Below are 25846 nucleotides of genomic sequence, written 5' to 3'. Positions count from 1 at the left end.
CTTCAATTCCTTCCAAGTGCGAAGTTGACTGTGATCTGCGTATCAACCCTGACAGGTTTTCCGTTCAGCAGGTAGGGGCGATACTGCCAGAGCTCCACGGCGTCAAGGGCTGCCTGCGTCAGTTCGCGTGGCCCACTCAGCACATGCAGGTCGCTGAGAGTGCCATCGCGGTCGATGGTTCCTTGCAATACCACCGTTCCGGTAATGCCGTATTTTTTCGCCTCCGATGGGTACCAAGGCGCCACCCTGCGTACGAGGTAGCCGTTGGAGATGCCGGGGCTGACTTTCACGTGTTCGGTGTCCTTGTCGTTCGGGTCCTCCGGCACTGGCGGAGGCAGAGGCGCGAGTTGCCGCACGTTTTCAGAAAATGCAAAATCGAACGGAATGACCGTGGTGACCGCGACCGGCTTGCCTCCCCGGATAAATGGTTCGAACTTGAACTTGCGTGCGGCATGCAACGCGGAGTCCCGGAAGAGGGAGTCTCCGCTGAGTGCCTGTGCGGCTGTCACTGCGCCCTGTTCGTTGATCGAGAGCCGCACGCGCACGCGTCCCTGGCGGCGCAACTCAACCGCCCGTTGCGGGTAAGACGCGGCTTCGTGGCGGACAATCACAAGATGCGTCGAATCGGGAAGCACCGCTGGGGCGGCAAGAGCAGCCTCGGGTTCCTGTGCCAGCAGTGCGGGGCAGAGCAGGAAAAGAACAAGCAGGGAAAGGGCCGGAAATTTCATGCAGGGAATGGTAGAGGAATATCGCATGCGGCACGAATGAAATTCCGGCCTCGAAAAGCTGCGGGCGGCTTCCGCCGAGGGCCGGGGATGGGGCTGTCCGGTTGCCGTGTCTGCTGTTGGCCAGCCGCCTAACTGCCGCCGTGTCTTAGGTTTTCACCGGTTTTCGCAAAGTTTTCGCATTCCGCCCCGGCCGGGGCTTGGGCGGTAGTAAACTATTTCACGGGGGCCACGTCGGGCTGGCACGCATCGTGGCCGCGCCGACCTGTCTGTGGTATCTCGAAGGAAAATCTGGCGATAGGGCAGGGGCCTGAGCTGTCGCCGGGTGCATTGAGAGAGCCGTTGCTACCAGTTTGTGCAGCCGATGGCTGCGGAACCCGGCAGCGTAACGCTCTCGGGCAGGCCCGGGCCGGCGCGCGGTGGCGCGTGCGGCTCCAATACAACAGAAGAGACTTTCAGAACAAATGTCATCCAACGGCTATCATTCCGCCTCGCGTTTTGCCAACATCCGTTCGCTGTTCAGCATGTTCTCCAGCGACCTGGCGATCGATCTCGGCACGGCCAACACGCTTGTGTTCGCCAAGGGCAAGGGCATCGTGGTCAACGAGCCCTCCATCGTCGCCATCAACAAAGTGACCAATGACGTCGAAGCCGTGGGCAAAGAGGCGAAAGAGATGCTCGGCCGCACGCCCGGCAACATTGTGGCCATCAAGCCGATGAAGGACGGCGTCATCGCCGACTTCAAGGTCACCGAGAAGATGCTGAATTACTTCATCCAGAAGGCGCACAACCGCAAGATGCTGGTGCATCCGCGCATCGTCATCGGCGTGCCTTCGGAGATTACGCAGGTGGAAAAGCGCGCCGTCATGGATTCCGCCTACCGCGCCAAGGCCAGTGAAGTTCACCTGGTCGAGCAGGCGATGGTCGCCGCCATCGGCGCCGGCCTGCCCATCACCGAGCCCAGCGGCAACATGGTTGTCGATATCGGCGGCGGCACCACCGACATCGCCGTCATCTCGCTGAGCGGCATCGTCTACTCGCGTTCCGTGCGCATGGCCGGAAACCAGATGGACGAAGCCATCATGAATTTCCTCAAGCGCAAGTACAACCTGCTGATCGGCGAGCGCACCGCCGAGCAGATCAAGATGGAGATCGGCTCCGCCTACGACCTGGAGAAGCCGATGACGATGGAGATCAAGGGGCGCAACCTCATCGAGGGCGTGCCGAAGACCATCACCATCGACGACCGCGAAATCCGCGAATCGCTGAGTGAGTGCGTCTCCACCATCATGAACGCCATCCGTGTGGCACTGGAGCGCACGCCGCCCGAGCTTTCCGCCGACATCAGCGACCGCGGCATCGTGCTCACCGGCGGTGGCGCGCTGCTCAAGAACCTCGACAAGCGCATCCGCGAGGAAACCGGTCTGCCGGTCTCCATCGCCGACGATCCGCTGGCCAGCGTGGTGCTCGGCACCGGCAAAATGCTCAGCGACTTCAAGCTGCTGAGAAAGATTTCGATCGAGTAGGAAACCGAGGTTTCGAGAAGTTTCGAAAGGTTGCGTAAGGTTTCAAGGTTGAGTTGCTTCGTCATCCGGAATTCCTGAAGACCTTTCGAAACACTCCGAAACCTTTTGAAACGTTTCGAAACTTTTCCCATGGAACCCATCCTCCATCGCCACAAAAACATCATCGTGCTCGCGGTGGTGCTGCTTGCGCAGTTCCTCGGGCTGGCGGCGCAGGTGCGCCGCAGCACAGAGGGCGGCTCGGTGCCGCTGCTGCGCGTGTGGGCGTTGGAGCTTGTGCTGCCGCTGGAACGCGGCGTGGTGCACAGCAGCAACTGGTTCGACTCGGTCTGGAACAACTATTTCTACCTGCGCAACGTCCGGCATGAAAACGAAGACCTGCGCCGCCAGCTCGACCAGATGAAGGTTCAGCAGGTGCGCTTGCAGGAAGACGCGAAGCAGGCGCGCCGCATTCAGACGCTGCTCGGCTTCAAGGAGCAGTACGTCTACAAGACCGTGGCCGCGCAGGTCGTCGGCTCCAGCGGCAGCGAGCACTCGCGGCTGGTCTACATCGATAAAGGCTCCAACGACGGCCTTAAGCCGGACATGCCAGTCATCACGCCCGAAGGCATTGTGGGCAAGCTGTTGAACGTCTACGCCGCAACTTCGCAGGTCCTGGTCATTACCGACCCGAGCAGCGGCGTGGGCGCCATGCTGGCCAACTCGCGCGTGCAGGGCATCCTCAAGGGAACCGCCAACACGTTTGAAACTTCGCTGGATTACGTGATGGGAGACGAGAAGATCAGCGTCGGCGATCAGGTGGTCTCCAGCGGTGGCAGCGTCTATCCCAAGGGCCTGCCGATTGGCTGGGTTTCGCGCGTGGGCACCGGACGCAACGCCTTCCTCGATATTCGCGTGAGGCCTTCGGCGCGGCTGGAGCGGCTGGAGGAAGTGCTGGTCATCACGCAGACCATCGAACAGGCACCGGCGACCAATGATCTCGGCCCCATCCGCGCGGCTGACATTCTTGCCGAGCGACTGCCGGGCCTGCCGCAGCAGAAGACTGACGCCAACGCGCAGGGCACGCAGCCGAACGCCGCTGGCGCACAGGCATCGTCGGCTCCGGGCGCGACTGCACCCAAGCCCGCACAGGGTGTGACAGCGAAGCCGGCAACTTCCGGTGCAACGACGGGTGCGGGCACGCCGGCCAGCAAGCCGAAGCCTTTGAACGCGCAGCCCAAGCCCGCACAGAACCCGGCGCATCCGGCGGCCACGCAGGAGCCACGATGAAGGTCGTCTACGATTCGCAGGATCAGGTTGAGGTCTATTCGTTCTCCTGGTGGACGGGCATCATCCTGCCGTTCTCGGCGCTGTTCCTGCAGGCCTTCCTGCCCGCGCGTGTGCCGTTCCTTGCGGTGGTGGACCTGCCATTGCTGGTGACGATCTTCTTCTCTATGGCGCGGCGCAATCCCATTAGCGGCCTGGCCACGGGCGCGGCACTCGGCCTGATACAGGATGCTCTGACACATCTGCCGCTGGGCATCTACGGCATTGCCAAGACCATCGTCGGTTTCTCGGCATCGTCGCTTGGTGCGCGTATCGACGTTGAAAACCCCGGCGCGCGCTTTCTGCTGACCTTCACCTTCTACCTGATGCACAACGGCATCTATGCGCTTATCATGCGCGCCCTGGTAAATCAGCCGATGGCGCTGCACTGGGTCCACGAACTGCTGGCGGCGGTCGTCAACGGGCTGTGTGCCGTTGCGCTGTTTGCCGTGCTCGATCCGCTCAAGCGTCGGGAATAGAAACGCCCGTTTCACGTTTCAAGTTTCCAGTCGCAAATCTCCGGCTTCAGTCAGCGTTGCGGTATTGCTTGGCATGCGCAGCATGCGGCCTGCGTGCCGCGGGGTGGCGTCGTGCAGATTTCAGTCGTCTTTCTCTTGCAACTTTCTGTTTGAAAATTGAAACTGTCTGCCATGCACACGCTCACATTGTTGCCTTTGAGCTTTGCCGTCTGCCGTCTGGAGGCGGGCGCCACCATCCCCGCCTGGGCCACGCAAGGCAAGGGCTTTCTCAGCATCACGCGCACGGCCGAAGAGTTCTCCATCGTCTGCGGCACCGAACTGGTGCCGGCAGCGGTCCAGTGCGAGCGCGGCTGGCGCGTCTTCAAGCTGGAGGGGCCGTTCCCGTTCGAGATGACCGGGGTGCTGGCCTCGGTGCTGAACCCGCTGGCAGGCGCTGGCGCGGGCATCTTCGCCATCTCCACCTATGACACCGATTACGTGCTGGTGAAGCAGGAGAACCTGGCGCGCGCGGTCGATGCGCTGCGCCTGGCCGGACACAACGTGCGCGAGTAGTCCTTCCCCCGTGCGTTTTTCAACAGGAATTTTGCAACGTACGGCGGCGCTGGCTAATCTAGTTAACTGGTAAGACCAGTAAGAGAGCGCACACCCCGGGCCATCACTCCCGCCGCGCGCAGCCCTTCTTCCTGACCTTGAATCTGCCGCCGCAAAGAACAGGACGGGTATTTCACATGGCTTCCAAGACCGTAGCAGCATTGGCCGTAGACATTCTCCACTCCGCCGGAATCAAGCACATTTATGGTGTAGCCGGAGATTCTCTCAATGGCATCACGGACGCGATCCGCGCCCACAACGACATGAGCTGGGTGCCGGTGCGGCATGAGGAAACCGCCGCCTTCGCCGCCGGAGCCGAAGCGCACCTGACCGGTGAATTGACGGTCTGCGCCGGAAGCTGCGGCCCGGGCAACCTGCACCTCATCAATGGCCTGTATGATTGCCAGCGCAGCCGCGTGCCGGTGCTGGCGATCGCCGCGCACATTCCGCAGGTTGAAATTGGCAGCAATTATTTTCAGGAAACTCATCCCGAACTGATCTTCAAGGAATGCAGCCACTACTGCGAGCTGGTCAGCTCGCCGGAGCAGATGCCGCGCACGCTGGAAATCGCCATGCAGACGGCCATCGCCAAGCGCGGTGTCGCCGTGGTGATTCTGCCGGGCAACATCGGCCTGAGCGAAGCTCCGGTGAAGGAAGCGCACCTGCCGCGCGCGATTGAGTCGGTGCCGCGTCCGACGGCCGAGGGCCTGCAGCAGTTGGCGTCCGAGCTGAACGCCGCCACGCGCGTCACCATTCTTGGCGGTGCGGGCTGCGAGGGCGCACATGACGAACTGGTGGCTCTGGCCGCGAAGTTGAAGGCGCCGGTTGTCCACGCCATGCGCGGCAAGGAATTCATCGAGTACGACAATCCGTACGACGTGGGCATGACCGGGCTGCTCGGTTTCTCGTCCGGCTACAAGGCCATGCTGAGCTGCGACACGCTGCTCATGCTGGGCACGGATTTTCCGTATCGCCAGTTCTATCCGAAGAAGGCAAAGATCATTCAGATCGATCTCCGCGCCGAGCAGATTGGCCGCCGCGCACAGGTGGATCTCGGCGTGGCGGGAGATGTGAAGGCGACGCTGGCGGAGTTGCTGCCGCTGATCAACGACAAGGCTGACGACCACTTCCTGCGCAGCTGTCTCGACGATTACAAGTCCGCGCGGCAGGGGCTGGACGATCTGGCCACGGGCCAGGCTGGAGACTCTCCGATGCACCCGCAGTACGTGGCCAAGGTGATCAATGAGGTTGCCGCCGAGGACGCCATCTTTGCCGCCGACGTAGGCACGCCCGTCATCTGGGCCGCGCGCTATCTTGCAATGAACGGCAAGCGCCGCCTGCTCGGCTCGTTCAATCACGGCTCCATGGCCAATGCCTTGCCGCAGGCCATTGGCGCGCAGTTGACGTACCCCAAGCGGCAGGTGGTCACGCTCTCCGGCGATGGCGGTTTTGCCATGCTGATGGGCGACCTGCTGACGCTCCGCCAGTTGCAGCTACCGGTCAAGATGGTGGTCTTCAATAACGGCTCGCTCGGCTTTGTGGAGATGGAGATGAAGGCTTCCGGCTTCCTCGACTACGCCACCGGGCTGAAGAATCCGAACCTGGCCAAGCTGGCTGAAGGCGCAGGCATTCTGGGCGTGCGCGTGGACGATGCGGGCGAGCTGCCCGGCGCGCTGAAGAAGGCCTTCGAGTTCAAAGGCCCGGCGGTCATCGACGTGAACGTGCACCGCACCGAGCTGGCCATGCCGCCCTCGATCAAGCTCGACCAGATTGTCGACTTCAATCTCTACATGATGAAGGCGATCCTGAACGGGCGCGGTAACGAGGTGCTCGATATGGCGAAGGTTAACCTTCTACGGTAAGCGGATTCGACAGTCGGTTCCGCTCGAACCGGCAGGCAGGGAAACGGTCAAGGTCCCGCGTGGCGTAATGGCTGCGCGGGGCCTTGTGTTTTGCGCCCCAACTGATCGAGGTTGACGAGGCCCGAAAGTGGCGGGCCGACGCGCAGGCTGCTCTCGGGCTAAAATAAGAAAGAACCGGTCTGGCGCGTGGGGAGATCCGTGCCTGGGACGCGCCTGTGGTTTTGCCGGGTGCGCAGACCAAGCCGGGCTGGCGGCGGACGCCGGCGGATTTGTCTTCAATGTTCGGTCGCGACGAGAGAGTTCCGGAAAATCGATTGACGCTGGCCCAGTACCTGATTCTGGCCATCTTCTTGTTTTTAAGCTTCGGCCTTTGGCGCCTGCAGGTTTCGCAGAGCACCAAGTACGACTTGATGGCGCAGCAGAACCGCGTCAAGGAAGTTCCCATCCTTGCGCCGCGTGGCAAAATCGTCGACCGTGAAGGCCGCATCATCGTTGATAACTACCCATCGTTTTCGGCGCTGCTGCTGCGCGGACAGGGCAAGCTCAACGAGCAGAATTTCGACGCCATCGCCGCCGGGCTTCATCTCGATCCCGAAGACATGCGGCAGCGCGTGCGCCGTCTGGCGGCTTTGCCCGGCTACCAGCCCATCTTTCTCAAGTACGGCATTACGCCGGACGAACTGGCCTTCATTGAGTCGCATCGCAACGAGTATCCCGAGCTGGACGTGATCCCTGAGCATCGCCGCCTGTATCCGCGCAACGGCTTCATGGCGCACCTGGTCGGCTACGTCGGCGAGGTCAGCGAGGACATGCTCAACAAACCGCGCTTTGAGACTTACAACGCCGGTGACATTGTCGGACAGTCGGGCGTGGAGGCCGAGTACAACGACATTCTGATGGGCCGCAACGGTTCGCGCCGCGTGCTGGTCAACAGCAAGGGCAAGGAAGTGGGCGAGCTGAAGGACACGCCCGCGCAGCCCGGTCAGGCGCTGCAGCTCACCATCGATCTCGACCTGCAGATCGCAGCCGAAGAGGCGCTGGGCACCAACCCCGGCGCGGTGGTGGCGCTCGACCCGCACAACGGCGAGATTCTTGCCATGGTCAGCCGCCCGGCCTTCGACCCCAACGCGTTTGCCGTCCGCATCACGAACAAAGAGTGGAACGCGCTGATGACCGACCCGGACAAACCGATGCTGAACAAGGCCATTCAGGCGCAACTGGCGCCCGGCTCGGTGTTCAAAATCATCATGTCCGTGGCCGAACTGCAGGAGAACGTCATGTCGCCGGACGTGAAGGTGAACTGCTCCGGCGGAGCGGAGTTCTACGGGCACTTCTTCAAGTGCGACCGTCATCACGGGCCACTTAATTTGTCGCAGGCCATTGCACAGAGCTGCGACACGTACTTCTACACCGTCGGTGCCAAGCTCGGCATCGGCCGCATCTCGCGCTATGCCTCGGCCTTCGGCCTGGGGCAGAAGACCGGCGTCGATCTGCCGCAGGAAGTTTCCGGCGTAATGCCCAGCGAAGAGTGGGCGGCCAAGAACTACAAGCGCAAGTGGTACGCCGGTGAAACCATCTCGGTCAGCATTGGCCAGGGTGCGGTGGCGGTTACGCCCATCCAGTTGGCGCGGGCCATCGGCGGCGTCACCAGCGATGGCGTGATGTACACGCCGCACGTGGTTCGGCCGGAGAGCCTGCCGGACAACTTCCCGCACAAGCGCGACATGAGCCAGAGCAAGCACGTGGACATCAACCCCGAGGCGTGGAACCTGATCACTGACGCCATGGCCGACGTGACCACGACCGGCACTGCCGCTCCGGCGCATCTGGCAGGCGTCGATTTTGCAGGCAAGACCGGCACGGCGCAGACCGTCTCGCTTGAAACCCGCAAGCGCATGGGCATGTCGAACAAAAAGTTTGAGGACAACGCGTGGTTTGTCGGCGTCACGCCGCGCCGCGATCCCGGCATTGTGGTGGCCGTGCTGAGCCAGGGCGCGGGCTGGGGCTGGCGCTCGGCCATTGTCGCCTCCAAGGTCGTCAAGGTTTACGCCGACAAGCAGCGGGCTAAGTCCGAGGGCAAGCCCTACAAGCTGCCGGAGATTGCTCCGGCGCAGCCGGGTTCGGATTCCGGCGAGACGCCGGGCGCCGCGCCGCAGGGACAGGCAGGCGGCACTGCCAAACCCGCGGAAATCACCGGACTGTATTCGAACGGCGGAGCCGATCACGGCCTGCACCGCGTGCACATCCGCCTCGCGCACGATCAGTCATTCGTTCCCGCCGTGGCCGCGCCGGGGCTGGAAGAGTTGGCTCTGCGCGAGCAGCAGAACGAGCACAGCGCGCCCTCGCACCACCCGTGGCGCTACATGCCGGAAATTGTGGCCGCCCTTCCGCCGCCGCGGCTGGAGTTTGCCCGATGAGCCGCTACATACGCTTCCGGAATATGGGCACCATTTCTGCGTGCAGCATAAGCAAGGAGTTTTCGCTGTGAGCCGCTACGTACGCTTCCGCGATTTTGACTGGTTCCTGCTGGGACTGGTGCTGCTGATCTGCACGCTCGGCGTCAGCGAAATCTACAGCGCCACGCTGCACACCAAGTTTGAAGGCATGCAGGTGCGGCAGATCTATTGGATTGCCGCAGGGGTCGGGCTGATGTTCTTCTTCAGCCTGCTGAACTACCACGCGCTGCTGGAGACCGTGCCGTATCTGTACGGCGGCGCCATCCTGTCGCTGATTGCCGTCCTGCTGTTCGGGCACAAGGCACTGGGCGCCAGGCGGTGGATCGACTTCCATTTCTTTCACTTCCAGCCCTCGGAGTGGGTCAAGCTGATTCTGATTCTGGCGATGGCAAAGTATTTTGCCGAGTACCAGGAGCGTGAGCTGCCGCTGCGAGAACTGGTCAAGGCTGGCTCCATCGTGCTGATTCCGTTCCTGATGGTGCTGAAGCAGCCGGACCTGGGCACGTCGCTGACGTACCTGCCGATTGCGATCATGGCGCTGTTCCTGGGCGGGTTGAAGATGAAGCACGCCGTGGTGGCCGTGATTCTGGCCGGGGTGCTGATGCCGGTGGTCTGGATGAAGGTGCTCAAGCCCTACCAGCGCGAGCGTTTGCAGACGTTTGTGGAGCCGGAGGCGGATTCGCACGGCGCGGGCTACCAGGTCATTCAGTCCATGGTGGCCGTGGGCAACGGCGGCGTCTGGGGCAAGGGCATTGCCAAGGGCACCCAAACGCAGGGGCAATTCCTGCCGGTTCCCCATACGGACTTTATTTTTGCGGCCTGGTGCGAGGAGCACGGGTTTGCGGGCGCAATCTTTGTGTTGCTGCTATACTTCTTGGTGTTGATGCGTTTGATTCATAACGCACAAACGGCGCCAGACCGCGCCGGTACATTCCTGATTATGGGAGTGGTTGCGGTGCTGGCCTTCCACATTCTTGTGAATGTGGGCATGGTGGTGGGGTTCATGCCGGTCACAGGCATCCCGCTGCCGCTGATGAGCTACGGAGGCTCGTCGGTGTTGTTTACATTCCTGGCGCTGGGCATGGTGATGAATGTGCAAATGCGCCGGTTTGTGAACTAGCATTCTGAACAGTATTTGAGGCACAAATCCCGTGCCGCAGCCGGCGCGGGTCCCCAGCTCGATTGGGGCAATGGCCGGGGCAGGTTCCGGCCTGAACGAAGAGGTTTTCTTGCACGCCCCGGAAGGGGCAAACCCGGCCGCCGAAAAGGGCCGGACAGAATTGAAGAGACGCGACGAGTAAGGCGGGTAACGGCCCCACTCCTGAGCGCGAGCGCCAAATCAACAGGCACGGCTTGCGTCGACGGGGGAAGAAGTGGCCACAAACCTTTTACCTGGACGCGACCCCAACGTCTGGCGGAGAGTTTCCAGCCAGAGCAATGGATTTCGGTGAACAAGATTACGTGCAACGAAGCGGACATGAACGCCCTCCAACCCAACGGGTACCTGTCTGCTCAGACCGCGGCCGGAGTGCAACAGCATTCCGGAACCAGTTCCGCTAGCCCGGCCAACCAGCTGGGATAGGGGAGCACGCCGAACTTCAAGACTGACCGTCCTTCCCTGCGTCCGGTATGCCTGCCCACAGGCAGGCCCGGAGTAACCATGAACAAGGAACTGTACGTTTCCGTCACGCCGCATGAAACCAAGGTGGCGCTGGTGGAAGACGACTCTCTCGCTGAAGTCTATTTCGAGCGCGAGAACGAATACACCCTGGCCGGCTCCATCTACAAGGGCCGCGTCACGCGCGTGCTTCCCGGCATGCAGTCGGCATTCGTCGATATCGGCCTGGAGCGCGACGCTTTTCTCTACGTCTCCGACTTCCTCGAACTTGGCGACGAAGACGATGAAGACGCCGAATTCGGCGACGTAAAAGTCACCGGCCAGACGCTGGCGCAGGCCAACGGCTTCATCACCCAGGAGGCCGAGACCGAGGAGGAAGACGAAACCTCCGAGGGCGAGGATGAGGGGGAGGGTGAGGATCAGGGCGAAGGCTCTAGTGAATCTTCCAGCTCGCAGGCCATGGAGGGACGCCGCTGGCGTGGACGCCGTCGCCGCCGCGGACGCCGCGGTGGACGCGACCGGTTTGTGCCGCAGTCGCCCAATGGCGAGGAAGAAGCTCCCGCCGAAGAGACCGAGGAAGAACCCACGGTTGAGCTGAGCGAGCCGGAAGCCGAGGAAGAGACGGAGGAGCCAGTCGAGATCGAGCAGGCCGCCGCACCGGTGCCCGAGCCGCAGCAGGATTTCTCGCAGTTTGTGCTTCCCGGCGAGTCCATTGCCCGCTACAATCGCCCCACCAATCAGCCGCAGGAGACGCCTTCCGAGGAGGCTTCTGAAGTTGAGCCTCGCGAGCGTGGTGGCCGCGATCGGGATCGTGATCGTGGACGCCGCGGACGCGGGCGCTTTGGCCGCGAGCGTGGTGAACGCGGCGACCGTGGTGAGCGTGGTGCGCGCTTCGAGCGCACGCCGCGTGAGGAATACACTCTACCGGCCGACTACACCCCCATAGTTCTGCCAGGGGAGTCCATCTCGAAGTACCGCGGGCAGGAGCCAGTCGCAATGGCTCCAGAGCCGGAAACCCCCGCCGCCGCGCCGGAAGCGAAAGCCTCCGTGCCGGAAGCTCCGGCCGCAGAGCACAGCGAGATGTTGGCAGCACTGCCTACTGCCCCAGTTGTTGAACCTGAACCGGAGGAGGCCAGCGCCAGCGTGCGCGGCCCCGAGCTCAGTGCACGCTACGTTGCCACCCCCGAGCCTTCGTCGAAAGACGAGGAGGTGGAGACAGAGCAGATGGTAGAACTGGTCGAAGAAGAAGTGCAGGAACAGGCACCGGTCGAGGAAGCCACGGCACCTGCCGAGGCGGAAACGACCTCTTTGGAAATCAAGCTGGGCGGAGATCCCCCGCCGGATCCGCCGGATCCGAAGCCTCAGCCACCCCAGCCCCAACCAGGACAAGGAATTGTCGCTGCTTCTCCCCGCGAAAGCGGGGAGAAGCAGTCCCCCTCCACGGAAACCGCCGGCAGCTACGTGATTGAAGGCGGCCATGTGGAGCACGAGGAACTGGATGCGGACGAAGCCGAAGAGACCTCCTACACCGACCATTTCCGCAGCTACCATGACAACGACGAAAACGGCAACGGAGAAGTGATCGGCCAGACCGTTCGCGAGAGCGACGAAGAGCGCGCGCTCGACGACTCCGAATACGAATTCAACGGCGACGAGTTTGAAGAGTCCGAACTGGTGGCCGAGAGCAGTGACGAAGAAGTGGACGAGGCGGAAGAAGAGGAAGCCGAGCCGGAGACTGAATCCGAGCAGGCTCCTTCGCGTCCGCGCGAACGCTTCGGACGCCGTGGAGAGCGTGGTGAACGTGGCGAGCGTGGAGACCGCCGTGGACGCCGCATGCCCGGCCGTAACGCCGGTGGACGCATGCGCCGCCAGCCCCGCCACATCCCTCTCATCAGCGACCTGCTGAAGGAAGGGCAGGAAGTGCTGGTACAGATTGCAAAGGAGCCCATCAACAAGAAGGGCGCTCGCATCACCAGCCACATTGCTCTGCCCGGCCGCTTCCTGGTCTACATGCCGACGGTCAACCACATCGGCGTCTCGCGCAAGATCAACAGCGAAGAGGAGCGCCAGCGCCTGAAGCGCATCGTCAGCAGCGAGCGCGAGAACGGTCATGGCGGCTTCATCGTGCGCACGGCCGCAGCCAACATCAAGGAAGACGAGCTGCGCGCCGACATCCGCTTCCTGAAGCACTTGTGGCATGAGATCCGCACCCGTTCGGAGAGCAGCAAGTCTCCGGCGCTGATCTACCACGACCTCAATCTGGTCGAGCGCATCCTGCGCGATCAGGTGACCAGCGACTTCAGCCAGATCTGGGTGGACAACGAACAGGAGTACGAGCGCGTGGTGCGCTTTGCCTCCCGCTTCCAGCCCAACCTGGTGCGCCGCATCAAGCTCTATACCAAGGACGTGCCGCTCTATGAGGAGTTTGGCATCTCCGAGGAGATCAACAAGAGCCTGAAGGCGAAGGTGTGGCTCAAGAGCGGTGGCTCGATCGTCATCAACCAGACCGAAGCTCTGGTGGCTATCGACATCAATACCGGCAAGTATGTGGGCAAGACCGCGCGGCTTGAAGACACCATCGTCAAGATCAACTGCGACGCGGTGAAGGAGATTGTGCGTCAGGTCCGCCTGCGCGACCTTGGCGGCATCATCGTCATCGACTTCATCGACATGGATGAGCGCAAGAACCGCCAGAAGGTCATGCAGACGCTGGAAGAGGCGCTCAAGAGCGACCGCGCGCCGTCGAAGGTTCTTCAGTTCAACGATTTCGGACTGGTGGCCATCACGCGCAAACGCGTCAAGCAGAGCTTGGAGCGCACGCTGGGTTCGCCGTGCCCGTATTGCGAGGCCACCGGCTTCGTCAAGTCGGTCACGACCGTGTGCAATGAGATCTACATCGAGATGCGCAAGGTCCGCCGCCACATTGAGAATGACGTGGTGACGCTGCGCGTGAACCCCGAAGTGGCCAAGGAGCTGAAGAGCAACAATGGACGCTGGATGACCGAGATGGAAGAACTCATCGGACACCCGGTTGCCATCAAGAGCGATGCGCAGCTCCATCAGGAGAAGTTCGACATCAACTTCTAACGTCTGACGGCATTCGCACGGCAGGTGTTTGCAACGATCCGGCCCCACGTTCTCCGCGCGGAGAGCGTGGGGTTTTCCTTTGCACGCAGTTCCGGATGGCGCTGGCTGCATGAGTGAACTGCGCTCTGCGGCTTGAAAAGCAGCGAGGGAGAATCAAAACAGTAAACATTCCGAGGCCGTGATGGAGGGGAGATGCGTGGGAGAACCCGACGCCGACGGAATTCGATCCGTTGCACAACTTGGCACCGGTTGGACAAGCCCGTTTGCCGTGCTTGAAGTCCTGACGGCAAGCTATTGGTACACCATGAGTTGCGGCAAATGTGAGTGAACTTCCAAGGGGCCACGGCCCGGAGTCCATCGAACCACTCACCTTCGTAATTGCAGAAGCCTTTGGGATGAATCGTTTACGTCACTACCCCCGGATGTTGTGGTGTACGGTGAAGCTCGGCACAAAGCATCGCGCTCAGGCACCAGGGGCGAATCCAGGAAAGAGCCGGAAAAGGCCGAAGAAACCGGAAGAGGCCGGAAGTTATGGTTGACACTCTAGCCCATATCCCTGCTATAACGGGCGCTAGCAGTTCCCCCCCGAGAAAGAGCCGTACTGGTTCGGCCGAGCGCCGAGTGCTGGTACTGGCTCCAACACCCTCTGCGCGGCAGGCGCAGGCCGGAACGAACCAGGTCAGGCAGTCTGGGTGCAGCAACTTGGAAAGGTGTTTTGAAGGTATGGCTGATTCGCCAGAGGTCATGAATATCCGCCAAGCGTCGGAGTATCTGGGTGTCAGTGCCGATACCCTGTACAAGTACGTCGCCGAGGAGAGAATACCGGCCTTCAAGTTGGGGAACCGCTGGAAGTTCAAGAAGACGATTCTCGATTCGTGGATGGAACGCCAGAGTTCAACGGGTTTTGAGGAACGGGGCAAAAAGCATCCGCGGTCGGCGCGCGTGGCAAGCGGCCGCTAAGAGGCAGAAGTCATGTTCGGATTGGGAGAGAAGTCGATCGTGGGGCTGGACATCGGGTCCAGCAGTATCAAGGCGGTGGAGCTGACGCGCTCGCACGGCGAGATCGCGGTGGCGCACGTGGGGATTGAGAACCTGGCGCCGGACATCGTCGTGGACTCCATGATCGTGGACAGCGGCGCGGTCGCCAGCACCATCACCAAGATCTTCGCCGATGCCGGCATCAAGTCCAAGCTGGTGGCTACCGCCGTCAGCGGACACGCCGTCATCGTCAAGCGCGTCACCATGAAGGCCATGGATGAGGCTGAGCTGGCCGAGGTGATTCCGACCGAGGCGGCACAGCACATCCAGTTCGACATCGCCGACGTCAACCTTGACTACCAGGTGCTCAACGAGAGTCCCGGCAACCCCACCATGGACGTGCTGCTGGTGGCGGTCAAGAAAGACAAGGTCGTCAACTACACCAACGCCGTCACCCTGGCCGGACGTAAGCCGGAGCTGATCGACGTGGACGCCTTCGCGCTGCAGAACTGCTACGAGTTCAATTACTCGCCGTCGGAATCCTCGACGGTGGCGCTGCTCAACATCGGCGCCAGCATCATGAACATCAACGTGGTGAAGGGAACCACGCCGTTGTTCACGCGCGACGTCAGCGTGGGCGGCAACCAGTACACGGACGCCCTGCAGAAGGAGCTGGACCTGAGCTTTGAAGACGCCGAGGCGCTGAAGCTCGGGCGCAAGGTCGGCACCATCAGCCAGGACGCCAAGCTGCCCATCCTGCAGCAGATCACCGACATCACCGTGCTGGAAGTGCAGAAGACCTTCGAGTTCTTCCGCAACAATGCCGGCGGCGAACACATTGAGCGCATTTATCTGGCGGGCGGCACGGCGCAGGTGCCGGGCCTGCTGGAAGCCCTGCGGCAGGAATTCTCCATGCCGGTGGAGCTGATGAATCCATTTCTGCGCGTGGTGCCCCCGGCCGGCCCTGGTGCCGAACTGGTGGAAAAGAACGCGGCGCAGTTGGCCGTGGCCGTGGGACTCGCCCTCAGGAGCTTTGAAAAGCTATGATCCGGATCAATCTGCTGGGCGCGGCAAAGAAGAAGACACGGAAAAAGCGTTTTCGCTTGAACCTGCCGGTGATTCCGGCCAACGGGCCTTCGATTTATGTGATTGCCCTGGTGGTGGGCGTAATCGTCGTTGGCGTCAATTACAGCTACTACAAAAAACTGACGACTCAGCAGACGGATCTGAAGGCCAACCTGATCACGGCCACGCAGCAGGTGCAACAGTTGTCGGTGGTCAAGACCCGGTTCAATGAGAGCCAGAAAGAAGCCCAGGAGTTGAAGCGGCGGGTCGACGTCATCGACCAGTTGCGCGCCAACCAGGCCACACCGGCGCTGCTGATGGATCACGTCAGCACGACGGTCAGCGGCAGTGACTCCATCTGGCTGACTGCGCTGACGCAGGACCCGTCTTCCGTGAAGCTGTCAGGCATGGCGCTGAGCAACGTCGCGGTGGCCAACTTCATGACCAACCTGCGCCGCAACAACGTGTTCAAGAACGTGGAACTGGAAGAACTAACGCAGACCGATTACAAGGGCGTTCCGGCGGTTACCTTCCGCCTGAACTGCGATTCTTCCAAGAACAATCCTGCCACCCCGCCGGCTGCTGGCAAGCCGGGCGAGCGGCCGAAGGCGTAGCTATGGCGAGTTGGAATGAACTACCGGCATTGGCGAAGATCGGCATAGTTGCAGCCGTCGGCGTGCTTCTATCCGTGGGCTTCTACTTCTGGCAGCTTCGGCCGCTGGAGCAGGAAAACGAGGCCCAGGCGGAAGCCTTGAAGGCCAAGCAGGCGGAAATTGCGCAACTGATGCCCTTCAAGAACAAGCTCAACGAACTGACCGCACAGATCGCCACCATGAAGGTGCGTCTGGAGGATCAGAAGAAGGTTGTCCCCGAGCAGAAGGAAGTGCCCGGCTTCATCACGGTGGTACAGGTGGAAGCGAACCGCTCCGGCGTCGATGTCCGCAAGTACCTGCCGAAGCCAACCGTGCAGAAGGATTACTACGTGGAGGAGCCTTTCGAGATCGATCTCGACGGTCCCTTCTTCTCCGTGGTCAACTTCTTCGACCGCATGGCGAAGGCCGAGCGCATTGTGAACTTCGACGGCTGCAAGATCGATGCGGTGAAGGGTGGCAAGGGCGGTAGCGGGTACACCTACGGAGCGCGTACTACCGTGGCCCTGCACTGCACGGCAACCACGTTCTACAGCACTCCGGGTGAAGCCCCGAAGACCAAGAAGAAGTAAAGGAGGGATGGCATGAAGCTCAAAGTGATCATCGCGCTGCTCGCCTTCGCCCTCCCGGCAGGGGCACAGATCCAGAACGCGCCGCAGCATGTGCGCCAGCAGTTGCAGAAGGCGCAGAGCATCCAGGCGGCGCAGGGCGGCACGCCACAGGCGGCTCCGGCGCCGGCATCGAAGCAGGCACCCGCATCGGCCGGCAAGTCCGCGCCAGCAGTCAAGCCGGCAGCGGCTTCGCGCGCCGGAACGCATGCCAAGCATGCCCGTCGCCACGCTGCCACGCCGAAGGCTTCGGTGCAGGCGGCGGCCAAGCCGGAAAAGGAAGGCGAAGCGGGCGAACCAGCCGGTAAGCGCGATCCGTTTGTCAGCCCCGTGGTGGAGCGTTCGAACCGCGCGCCCTGCACCGGTGGCAAGCGCTGCCTGCCGGTCAACGAGGCGCTGCTGCAAGGCGTTATTCATAGCACGCGCGGCGACATCGCCGTGGTCAGCAACCCGGAGAACAAGGTGTACTTCCTGCGGGTGAATGACCCGGTGCTGGACGGTGTGGTGGTTGGGATCGCCAAGGATTCCATCACCTTCCGCGAGCACTATTCCGATCCCTTGGGACGTCCGCTGACGCGGGACGTGGTGAAGAAGTTGCGCGGTCCAGCCTAAGCGGCGGCCGTGCAGCAGAAGGTTTTGTGGTAAGCGACAGGCACCCTGCTCAAGAGCGCGGGATGCGCGCAAGGTCTGGTTTCGGCCTGGCGAGGAGATGGCAATGAGGCTCAAGTATCTAGTCGGTGTACTGTTCTTGATGATGAGCGCGATGGCGCTGACTGCGATGGCCGCAACCGGTTCGCAGCTGACGGGTGTGAGCGTGTCCCAAGGCAACGGCACGGCCGTGGTCGTGCTGAAGACCTCGGGCACGGTGACTCACAACGAATTCCATGCCGACGAAACCACCTTCGACGTCAACCTGGTCGGCACTTCGGCGGCTCTTCGCGAGCGCGATAAGACGCTGAATTCGCCGCTGGTGAAGTCCTACCGCGTCCTGACCTTCAAGGGGGCCAATGGCGTGGAGTCAACCAAGGTGGAGTTGAAGCTCAACCCCGGCGTGACGGCCAAGGCGGCCAGCGCCAAGGATGGCGTTGAGATTCAGCTCAGCCAGGGCGCTGCCTCCAGTGCCAAGGCGTCCAGCCCGGCTCCGGCTCCGGTCGCCAAGGCTCCGGTGGCCCAGGTACCTGCGCAGCCCAAGGTTCAGCCCGCGCCCAAGCCGCAGACCGTGGCCAAGGCGTCCCCGGCTCCTGAAGGCAAGCCGGTGCGTCATGCCAGTTCGCATTCGGCCAGCCCGCTGCCCGCGGTGGTTGCCGGTTCCATCATCCGCGACGTGCAGGTTGCCCGTGGCGAGGATGGCCCGGAGATCACCATCGTCGGCGCCAACGAGGCAAAGTCGATGGTGTTGCGCAACCCCGATCGCCTTGTGATCGACATTCCCGACGCCGTACCGCAGATGCGCACGCACAACATTCATGTCAATTCCTCGGACGTGAAGGATATCCGCGTGGGCCGCTACCAGGTCAATCCGCCGGTGACCCGGCTGGTTGTGGACCTGAAGGGACCGCGCACCTTCAAGACCGAGCAGCAGGCCGGCAAGATTGTGGTGAAGCTGCACGGCACATCCGAAGCTCTGGCGGCTTCACAGCCTGCTCCGGCGCCGGTATCTTCCTATGTTGCGCCGAAGTCCTCGGCTCAGCCTGCGCCGAGCACGCCGGCTCCGGTTACGACCGCTGCGGCAGTGCCTCCGCCGACTGCGCGTGACTTCGCCTACGTGGAGCCGACCTACAAGCCCAAGAGCCCGGCTGCCGATGCCGATGCCGCCGCGCAGACGCTCGATGCCACCGCCACTCCCAAACCACAGGCTGTTCCGGAGAGCGCTCCCGGAGGCAAGCTTGGCCCGGCCGTCAACATGGCCGCCGAGCAGGCGAAGGGAGAAGGTGCTACGCCTGCCAGGAACCGCCCCAAGTACACGGGCGAGCCCATCTCGGTGAACTTGCGCGACGTCGACCTGAAGGATTTCTTCCGCCTTATCAGTGAAATCAGCGGCCTCAACATCGTCATGGACCCCAGCGTCAGCGGCCGGGAAACTCTGGTGCTGAATGATGTCCCCTGGGATCAGGCGCTGGATATCGTGCTGGCCAATCACTCGCTGGAACGCACCCTTGATGGCAACGTGCTGCGCATTGCGTCGGTTGAAACCCTGAAGAAGGAAGCCGACCTGCGCAGCCAGCACCAGCAGGCGCTGGCCAAGAGCGTGGACACCCAGACCGTGACCCGCTTCCTCAGCTACGCCCACACCAAGGACGTTCTGCCCGTGGTCAAGAAGTTCCTCAGCGAGCGCGGCGATGTGATTGCCGACGACCGCACCAACGCGCTGATCATCCGCGATATTCCGAGCTCACTGCCCACTCTCGACCGGCTGATCAGCCAGTTGGACCGCAAGACGCAGCAGGTGGAGATTGAGGCGCGCGTGGTTTCCGCCAGCCGCAATTTTGCCCGCGACCTGGGTGTGCAACTGGGCTTTGCCTGGGGCAACGGCGTCAGTTCCGTGGGTGGCTCGGCCGCGGATTCTTCCAACAAGATCACCGGCCTGACCCCGTATTACCTGACCTCTGCGGCCACGGCGGGCTCCATTCCGCTGTTCAGCGACCAAAGCATTTCGTCGGTAACCAGCGGATTGAACTTCGTCAACGCCACCAAGAACTACCGCATTGACACCATCCTGCAGATGGCCGAAAGCCGCGGTCTGGCCAAGGTTCTCTCCCGTCCGCGGGTGGTGACCCAGAACAACGTGCAGGCCGTGATCGAACAGGGCCAGAAGATCCCGATCACGACCAGCAACGGCAGCAATAACGCAGCGAGCACCACTTACGTTCCTGCTGAGTTGCGCCTGACCGTCACGCCGCAGATCACCGCCGAGAACACCATCTTCCTGAACGTGGACGTGGAAAACACCTCGGCCGACTTTGGCCAGACGGTGCAGAGCAACCCGACCCTGAACACCCAGCAGGCCAAGACGCAGGTGTTGGTCAGCGACGGTGGAACGGTGGTCATCGGCGGCGTCATCCAGACGACCAACTCCGTCTCCATCACGCAGACACCGCTGCTCGGCAGCATCCCGATTCTGGGCAACCTGTTCAAGTCGCGTTCGGTTTCCACCAAGACGAACGAGTTGATGTTCTTCATCACGCCGAAGATCGTCGAACACTAAACCCGGTTTTCCGGCCCTCGGGCCGCGGACAAGTTGTTCTCCCTGAAGGTAAGGCACAGTGGCCCCCGCAAGGGGGCCGCTGCTGTTTGAGGAGAAGATTGACGGATGAGTTCTCCGCAGCCCTATGTGGGCCGGTGGGGAGACTCGCGTTGCGCTGCGGGCGGCGGAATCCATTACAATTCGGCCGATGAAACACAACATGAGGCTTGAGGCTCTTTGCACGCGGCTGGCGGAGCATGAGGTGGATGCCCTGCTGGTCACGCACATGCCCAATGTGCAGTATCTCTCCAGTTTTACCGGTAGTGCGGGCGTGCTGCTGGTGGCCAAGCGGAGCTTGTTCTTCACCGATGGCCGTTATGGTGAGCAGGCCCGCAAGCAGGTGGCGGGCGCGCGCGTTGTGGTGCCCAAGGGCAAGACCGCGTTCTCCGCCGCACTGGAGGCCGCGAAGGCTTTCGGTGTGCGTCGTCTTGGCATTGAGGCTGAGCACATGACGGTGGCCTCGCGCACGGCGGCCCTGCGCGAGCTGCGAGGCTCTCCGGTGCGTCTGGTGGAAACCCGAGCGGCGGTCGAGCATCAGCGCATGGTCAAGGATGCCGCAGAGCTTCGGCGCATGCGCGCGGCCGCGCTGCTGGGCTGCAAGCTGTTTCCGGGGCTGCTGAAGCGGCTGGTCCCGGGGCGGCCGGAGCAGGAGGCGGCGGCGTGGCTGGAGTATGGCGCGCGCAAGGCGGGAGCCAGCGCCATGTCGTTTGAAACCATCATTGCCGGGGGCGTTCGGTCGGCCATGCCGCACGGCGTGGCGTCGTCGGCACGGCTGCCCCGGCGCGGGTTCGTGGTGCTCGACTACGGTGTTATACTCAATGATTACTGCTCCGATATGACGCGCACTGTGCACATCGGGGCCGCGCCTGCCGAGTCCAAGTTGTTGTATCAGGCGGTGTTAGAGGCACAACTGGCGGCTGTAGCCTCGGTTCGTCCCGGGGCGACCACCGGCGAAGTGGATGAGGCTGCGCGTGGAACGCTGCGCCGCCACCGGTTGGCAAAGTACTTTACGCACTCCACGGGGCACGGGGTGGGGCTGGAAATACACGAGTTGCCAAGAGTCGCAGCCGGTCAGACGACCGTGCTGGAGCCGGGCATGGTCATTACCATCGAGCCCGGCATTTACCTTGCGGGACGGTGCGGCATACGCATCGAGGACACCGTGGTGGTCACAGGGAAAGGCGCCGAGCGGCTGACGCCGGTGACCAAGGATCTGATCGAACTTTAGAGCAGCTTCGGAAGGGGACGGGTTCCGCCAATTCCGCCGGGCAGAGAGACGCCCGGTTGCAACCGGAACAACGCCTTTCGCGAAGCCGCCGAATCCCGGCGCGGCCATCGGCCCGCCCATTGAGAGCGCATGAATCCAAAGGAACTGAAAGAGCTCATTAAATTCCTGGTCGACAAAGATATTGCCGAGTTCGAACTTGAACAGGGCGATTTGAAGGTGCGTGTGAAGCGTCCGGGGACGGCGCCCGCGCAGGTTGTGACCCTGCAGGCGCCTGTGATGGCTGCCGCTCCGGTAGTGGCCGCGCCTGTGGCGGCTGCACCGGCACCGGTTGCTGCGGCTCCGGCGGCTCCTGCCGCTGCCGCTCCGGCCGAAGAGGCGGGACTGCACATTGTGAAGTCGCCGATCGTGGGCACCTATTACGAGGCTCCTTCTCCCGGTGCGCCCGCATTCGTCAAGCCGGGGGATTCGGTGAAGGCCGGACAGGCGATCTGCATTGTCGAGGCCATGAAGCTGATGAACGAGATTGAGTCGGATGTGTCCGGCGAAATCGTCAAGTGCCTGGTCTCCAACGGGCAGCCGGTCGAATACGGCCAGCCGCTGTTTTCTGTCCGCGCGCGCTAGCGCTCATTCACGGAGGCACGCGCGTGTTCAAGAAGATACTGGTTGCAAATCGCGGCGAGATTGCGCTGCGCATCATCTGCGCCTGCAAGGAACTGGGCATCAAGGCGGTGGCCATCTACAGCGAGGCCGACCGCAACAGCCTGCATGTGCGCTTTGCCGACGAGGCCATCTGCATTGGCCCGCCGCGTCCGGCGGACAGCTATCTGAACATTCCGGCCGTCATCTCGGCCGCTGAAATCGCCAACGTCGACGCCATCCACCCCGGCTACGGCCTGCTGAGTGAGAATGCCAACTTTGCCGAAGTCTGCCAGGCGTGCGGCATCAAGTTCATCGGCCCTCCGCCGAACGTGATGCGCATGATGGGCGAGAAGGAAAAGGCCCGCCAGGCGATGAAGGAAGCGGGCGTGCCCATTTTGCCCGGCTCGGACGGCGTGGTGCCGACCGTGGAAGAGGCGATTGAGTGGGCGAAGCAGGTCGGCTTCCCGGTGATTGTGAAGGCCTCAGCCGGTGGCGGCGGACGCGGCATGCGCGTCATCCGCTCGGAAGAGGAACTGCCGCATCTGTTCCAGTCGGCGCAGTCGGAAGCGGCTGCGGCGTTCGGCAACGGCGACCTCTACATGGAGAAGTTCGTGGAGCAGCCGCGCCACATCGAGTTCCAGATTCTGGCCGATGAGTATGGCAAGGTGGTCTCCCTCGGCGAGCGCGAGTGCAGTATCCAGCGCCGCCACCAGAAGCTGCTGGAAGAATCGCCTTCGGTCGTGGTGACCGAGGAGATGCGCAAGCGCATTGGCGGCATGCTGGAAAAGACGCTGTCGAAGATCGGCTACGTCAACGCCGGCACCATCGAGTTCCTGATGGACGAGGATCACAAGCTCTACTTCATCGAGATGAACACCCGCATCCAGGTGGAGCATCCGGTGACGGAGATGGTGACCAACGTCGACCTGGTGAAGAGCCAGATCCGCATCGCCGCCGGGCACAAGCTCGACGAGGTGCTGCAGGGGCCGATCCAGCATCACGGACACGCCATCGAGTGCCGCATCAACGCCGAGCATCCGGAGAAGTTCACGCCGTCGGCGGGCAAGATCACCACGTTCCACCTGCCGGGCGGAACCGGCGTGCGCGTGGACACGGCTCTCTACACCGAAGGCGTTGTGCCGCCGTATTACGACTCGCTGATTGCCAAGCTGATCGTGCGGGGCAAGGACCGCACCGAGGCCATCTCGCGCATGAAGCGCGCGCTGGAAATGTTCATCGTCGAGGGCATCTACACCTCGATTCCGCTGCAGATGAAAATCATGTCGCACCCGGATTTCGTCTCCGGCAACTTTGACACGAAGTTCATGGAGCGCTTCCTTGAGGAAGAAAAGCAGAAGCGCGAAGCGGCCAAACAGGAAGAAGCGGTGGCGGCCGAGTAGTCCGGCGCGCAGCACTCACAGACACTGTTTTGCGAACATCGGCGGCCTTCGGGCCGCCGGTGCCGTCTGCGTGGCGTTTATACTTCTGAACATGCTCCCCCGCCTGTACGCAATTCTTGATGTCACGTCGCTGGCGCAACTGGATGGCCGTGTGCCCGACGCACGGCGCGTGTGCGCATTCGCCAGCGAACTGGCGGCAGGCGGCGTCACGCTGCTGCAATACCGCGCCAAGGACCTTGCGCCTCGCGAGGTGCTGGAGCAGGCGAGGGCGCTGCGTGCCGCGTTACCGCAGACGGTGAAGCTCATCCTGAACGACCGTGCCGACCTCTGCGTGGCCGCCGGCTTCGACGGCGTGCACGTGGGGCAGGACGATCTGCCGCCGGAAGAGGCGCGGGCCATCCTCGGGCCAGGGCGGCTGCTGGGTGTGAGCACGCACAACGTGGCGCAGTTGCAGGCAGCGGCCCGCAGCTCCGCCGACTATCTCGCCATTGGCCCGGTCTACGGCACCGCGAGCAAACTGAACCCGGACCCCGTGGTGGGGCTGGAGGGCGTGCGTGCGGCGCGCGAGGCAGTTGGTGCCGGGCGTCCGCTGGTGGCAATTGGCGGCGTCAGCCTGGAGCGTGCGCCGGAAGTCCTTGCGGCCGGTGCGGACGCGGTGGCGGTCATCGGAGCGCTTTTGCATGCTCCGCGTGAAACGGCTGCACACTTTTTGCGCATATTGTTGTAGATTCTTCACAAGAGTTTTTTGCGGCCAGCGTTGCCGCCCGTACGTCCCCTCAGGTCGAGTTTTTCAGTCCAAGGAGCCCCCGTTTGCCCGAGCCATCGGTCGGAACGCCACAGGTGCATACCAGCCAGCCAGAGCTTGTAAAAGGTCTCGGACTGACCAGCGCAACCACGCTTGTGATGGGCTCGATGATCGGCTCCGGCGTGTTCATCGTCACCGCAGATATGGCTCGCCTGGTGCAATCACCGGCGTTGCTGCTGGCGGCCTGGCTCATCACGGCCTTCATGACCATCTCCGCCGCGCTCAGCTACGGCGAACTGGCGGCGATGATGCCCAAGGCCGGCGGCCAGTACGTCTACCTGCGGGAGGCCTTGGGGCCGCTGTGGGGCTTCCTCTACGGCTGGACGCTGTTTCTCGTCATACAGACCGGCACGATTGCCGCCGTCGGCGTGGCCTTCGGCAAGTTCCTCGGCGTCCTCTGGCCCGCCATCTCGGGCGATCACTGGATCCTGCATATCTACAAGGTCCCGCCCATCACTGTCGGGCCGATGGTGCTCGGCAACATGGACGTGGGGTTGAACACGCAGAACCTTGTGGCCGTGGTGCTGATCGTGCTGCTCTCGGTGGTGAACATCTTCGGCGTCAAAACCGGCGCGCTGGTGCAGAACATCTTCACCTTCGCCAAGGTGGCCTCGCTGCTCGGGCTGGTCTTTTTCGGCGTTTTCCTTGGCGCGAACCACGCGGCCATCGCCGCCAACTTCGGGACTAATTTCTGGAAGGGCGCGGGCTTCGGCACGCTGCACCTGATCCCGGTGGGCGTCTCCGGAGCAACGGCCCTGGTGGGCACGCTGACCGTACTGGCTGTGGCGCAGGTAGGCTCGCTGTTTTCCGCCGACGCCTGGAACAATGTGACCTTCACGGCCGGGGAAGTGAAGAACCCGCATCGCAACCTGCCGCTTTCGCTGGCGCTCGGCACCGGCGTTGTCATTCTGCTGTATATCGCCGCAAATCTTGTCTACCTGCTGGCGCTGCCCATGATGGGCGATGCGAACGGCCTGTCGATCTTCACGCGCGGCATTGCCTATGCCAAGGAAGACCGCGTAGCTACCGCCGTGCTGCAGCAGATGTTCGGCGCGGCTGGTGCGGGGCTGATGGCGGTCGCCATACTGGTTTCAACCTTTGGTTGCGCGAATGGAATGCTGCTGGCCGGCGCGCGCGTTTACTACACCATGGCCCGTGACGGGCTGTTCTTCCGCAAGGTGGGCGAACTGCATCCGAAGTACAAGACTCCGGCGGTGAGCCTTCTGGTGCAGGCTGCCTGGACCAGCGTGCTCTGCCTGAGCGGCAGCTACGGGCAACTGCTCGATTACACGATTTTTGCTGTGCTGGTTTTCTACGTGCTCACCCTGGTTGGGTTGTTCGTGCTGAGGGTGAAACAGCCGGACGCGCCGCGGCCGTATCGTGCCGTCGGCTATCCGTTCCTGCCCGCCATTTATGTACTGATGGCGCTGGCGATTGATGTAGTCTTGTTGCGTTATAAACCGCAATACACCTGGCCGGGCCTGGCGATTGTTCTGCTGGGCATACCGGTCTATTACCTGTGGCGGAAGCCGCAAGCTGCCTAGCGGCACTGCACACAGGCTGGCCTGAGGCCGGCATACGAA

At 62.4% G+C, this 25846-nt stretch carries 20 protein-coding genes; 19 read left to right on the top strand and 1 reads right to left on the bottom strand.

Annotated elements, in window-relative coordinates; translation table 11 throughout:
• Positions 1 to 2: 2 nt before the first annotated feature.
• A complete protein-coding gene (locus AC6IZO_RS07840) occupies positions 3 to 728 on the bottom strand; it encodes an energy transducer TonB (RefSeq protein ID WP_497809691.1) in 726 nt (241 codons plus the stop codon).
• A gap of 461 nt (positions 729 to 1189) precedes the next feature.
• On the opposite strand from AC6IZO_RS07840, the gene AC6IZO_RS07835 reads away from it, so the two are divergent.
• The 19 genes from AC6IZO_RS07835 (at position 1190) to AC6IZO_RS07745 (ending at position 25807) form a co-directional block, all read left to right on the top strand.
• The gene (locus tag AC6IZO_RS07835; protein ID WP_497809689.1) at positions 1190 to 2251 is read left to right on the top strand and encodes a rod shape-determining protein; all 1062 of its coding nucleotides are present in this window, start codon (positions 1190 to 1192) and stop codon (positions 2249 to 2251) included.
• Positions 2252 to 2380: 129 nt separating this feature from the next.
• Positions 2381 to 3517 (top strand): rod shape-determining protein MreC, encoded by a 1137-nt coding sequence (mreC, locus tag AC6IZO_RS07830; protein ID WP_497809687.1) that lies wholly within the window; start codon positions 2381 to 2383, stop codon positions 3515 to 3517.
• Positions 3514 to 4032 carry a rod shape-determining protein MreD gene (mreD, locus tag AC6IZO_RS07825; protein WP_497809685.1) on the top strand — a complete coding sequence of 173 codons (519 nt, stop codon included), beginning with the start codon at positions 3514 to 3516 and terminating at the stop codon, positions 4030 to 4032. The genes mreC and mreD overlap by 4 nt, the downstream gene beginning before the upstream one ends.
• Positions 4033 to 4203: 171 nt before the next feature.
• Positions 4204 to 4584: an ACT domain-containing protein gene (locus AC6IZO_RS07820; RefSeq protein WP_497809683.1), complete on the top strand. Its 381-nt coding sequence runs from the start codon at positions 4204 to 4206 to the stop codon at positions 4582 to 4584.
• A 176-nt stretch (positions 4585 to 4760) separates the two neighbouring features.
• On the top strand, positions 4761 to 6485 hold the full coding sequence (poxB, locus tag AC6IZO_RS07815; protein WP_497809681.1) for a ubiquinone-dependent pyruvate dehydrogenase: 1725 nt from the start codon (positions 4761 to 4763) through the stop codon (positions 6483 to 6485).
• 314 nt (positions 6486 to 6799) lie between these two features.
• Entirely contained in the window at positions 6800 to 8902 is a 2103-nt protein-coding gene (mrdA, locus tag AC6IZO_RS07810; RefSeq protein ID WP_497809679.1) for a penicillin-binding protein 2, read from the top strand.
• Between the two features lie 67 nt (positions 8903 to 8969).
• The gene (rodA, locus tag AC6IZO_RS07805; protein WP_497809677.1) at positions 8970 to 10061 is read left to right on the top strand and encodes a rod shape-determining protein RodA; all 1092 of its coding nucleotides are present in this window, start codon (positions 8970 to 8972) and stop codon (positions 10059 to 10061) included.
• A gap of 540 nt (positions 10062 to 10601) precedes the next feature.
• Complete coding sequence (locus AC6IZO_RS07800; protein WP_497809675.1) at positions 10602 to 13646, top strand: Rne/Rng family ribonuclease; 3045 nt, start codon at positions 10602 to 10604, stop codon at positions 13644 to 13646.
• Between the two features lie 723 nt (positions 13647 to 14369).
• On the top strand, positions 14370 to 14606 hold the full coding sequence (locus AC6IZO_RS07795) for a helix-turn-helix domain-containing protein (RefSeq protein WP_497809673.1): 237 nt from the start codon (positions 14370 to 14372) through the stop codon (positions 14604 to 14606).
• Between the two features lie 12 nt (positions 14607 to 14618).
• Positions 14619 to 15671, top strand: a complete 1053-nt coding sequence (gene pilM / locus AC6IZO_RS07790; RefSeq protein WP_497809671.1) for a type IV pilus assembly protein PilM — start codon at positions 14619 to 14621, stop codon at positions 15669 to 15671.
• Positions 15668 to 16303: a PilN domain-containing protein gene (locus AC6IZO_RS07785; protein ID WP_497809669.1), complete on the top strand. Its 636-nt coding sequence runs from the start codon at positions 15668 to 15670 to the stop codon at positions 16301 to 16303. Before pilM ends, AC6IZO_RS07785 begins: the two co-directional genes overlap by 4 nt.
• A 2-nt stretch (positions 16304 to 16305) precedes the next feature.
• Positions 16306 to 16911 carry a type IV pilus inner membrane component PilO gene (locus AC6IZO_RS07780; protein ID WP_497809667.1) on the top strand — a complete coding sequence of 202 codons (606 nt, stop codon included), beginning with the start codon at positions 16306 to 16308 and terminating at the stop codon, positions 16909 to 16911.
• 12 nt (positions 16912 to 16923) lie between these two features.
• Positions 16924 to 17559 (top strand): hypothetical protein, encoded by a 636-nt coding sequence (locus AC6IZO_RS07775; RefSeq protein ID WP_497809665.1) that lies wholly within the window; start codon positions 16924 to 16926, stop codon positions 17557 to 17559.
• 103 nt (positions 17560 to 17662) lie between these two features.
• The gene (locus tag AC6IZO_RS07770; RefSeq protein WP_497809663.1) at positions 17663 to 20152 is read left to right on the top strand and encodes a type IV pilus secretin family protein; all 2490 of its coding nucleotides are present in this window, start codon (positions 17663 to 17665) and stop codon (positions 20150 to 20152) included.
• A gap of 199 nt (positions 20153 to 20351) precedes the next feature.
• Positions 20352 to 21419: a M24 family metallopeptidase gene (locus AC6IZO_RS07765; protein ID WP_497809661.1), complete on the top strand. Its 1068-nt coding sequence runs from the start codon at positions 20352 to 20354 to the stop codon at positions 21417 to 21419.
• Between the two features lie 129 nt (positions 21420 to 21548).
• Positions 21549 to 22040: an acetyl-CoA carboxylase biotin carboxyl carrier protein gene (gene accB / locus AC6IZO_RS07760; protein ID WP_497809659.1), complete on the top strand. Its 492-nt coding sequence runs from the start codon at positions 21549 to 21551 to the stop codon at positions 22038 to 22040.
• Between the two features lie 23 nt (positions 22041 to 22063).
• Positions 22064 to 23458 (top strand): acetyl-CoA carboxylase biotin carboxylase subunit, encoded by a 1395-nt coding sequence (gene accC / locus AC6IZO_RS07755; protein WP_497809657.1) that lies wholly within the window; start codon positions 22064 to 22066, stop codon positions 23456 to 23458.
• 91 nt (positions 23459 to 23549) lie between these two features.
• Entirely contained in the window at positions 23550 to 24185 is a 636-nt protein-coding gene (thiE, locus tag AC6IZO_RS07750) for a thiamine phosphate synthase (protein WP_497809655.1), read from the top strand.
• A gap of 83 nt (positions 24186 to 24268) precedes the next feature.
• Entirely contained in the window at positions 24269 to 25807 is a 1539-nt protein-coding gene (locus AC6IZO_RS07745; RefSeq protein WP_497809653.1) for an APC family permease, read from the top strand.
• Positions 25808 to 25846: the final 39 nt, after the last annotated feature.

This window comes from Oryzophilus luti (genome assembly GCF_059726245.1).
Note: the sequence above shows the minus strand (reverse complement) of the source record. Positions and strands in the feature narration are given on the sequence as shown.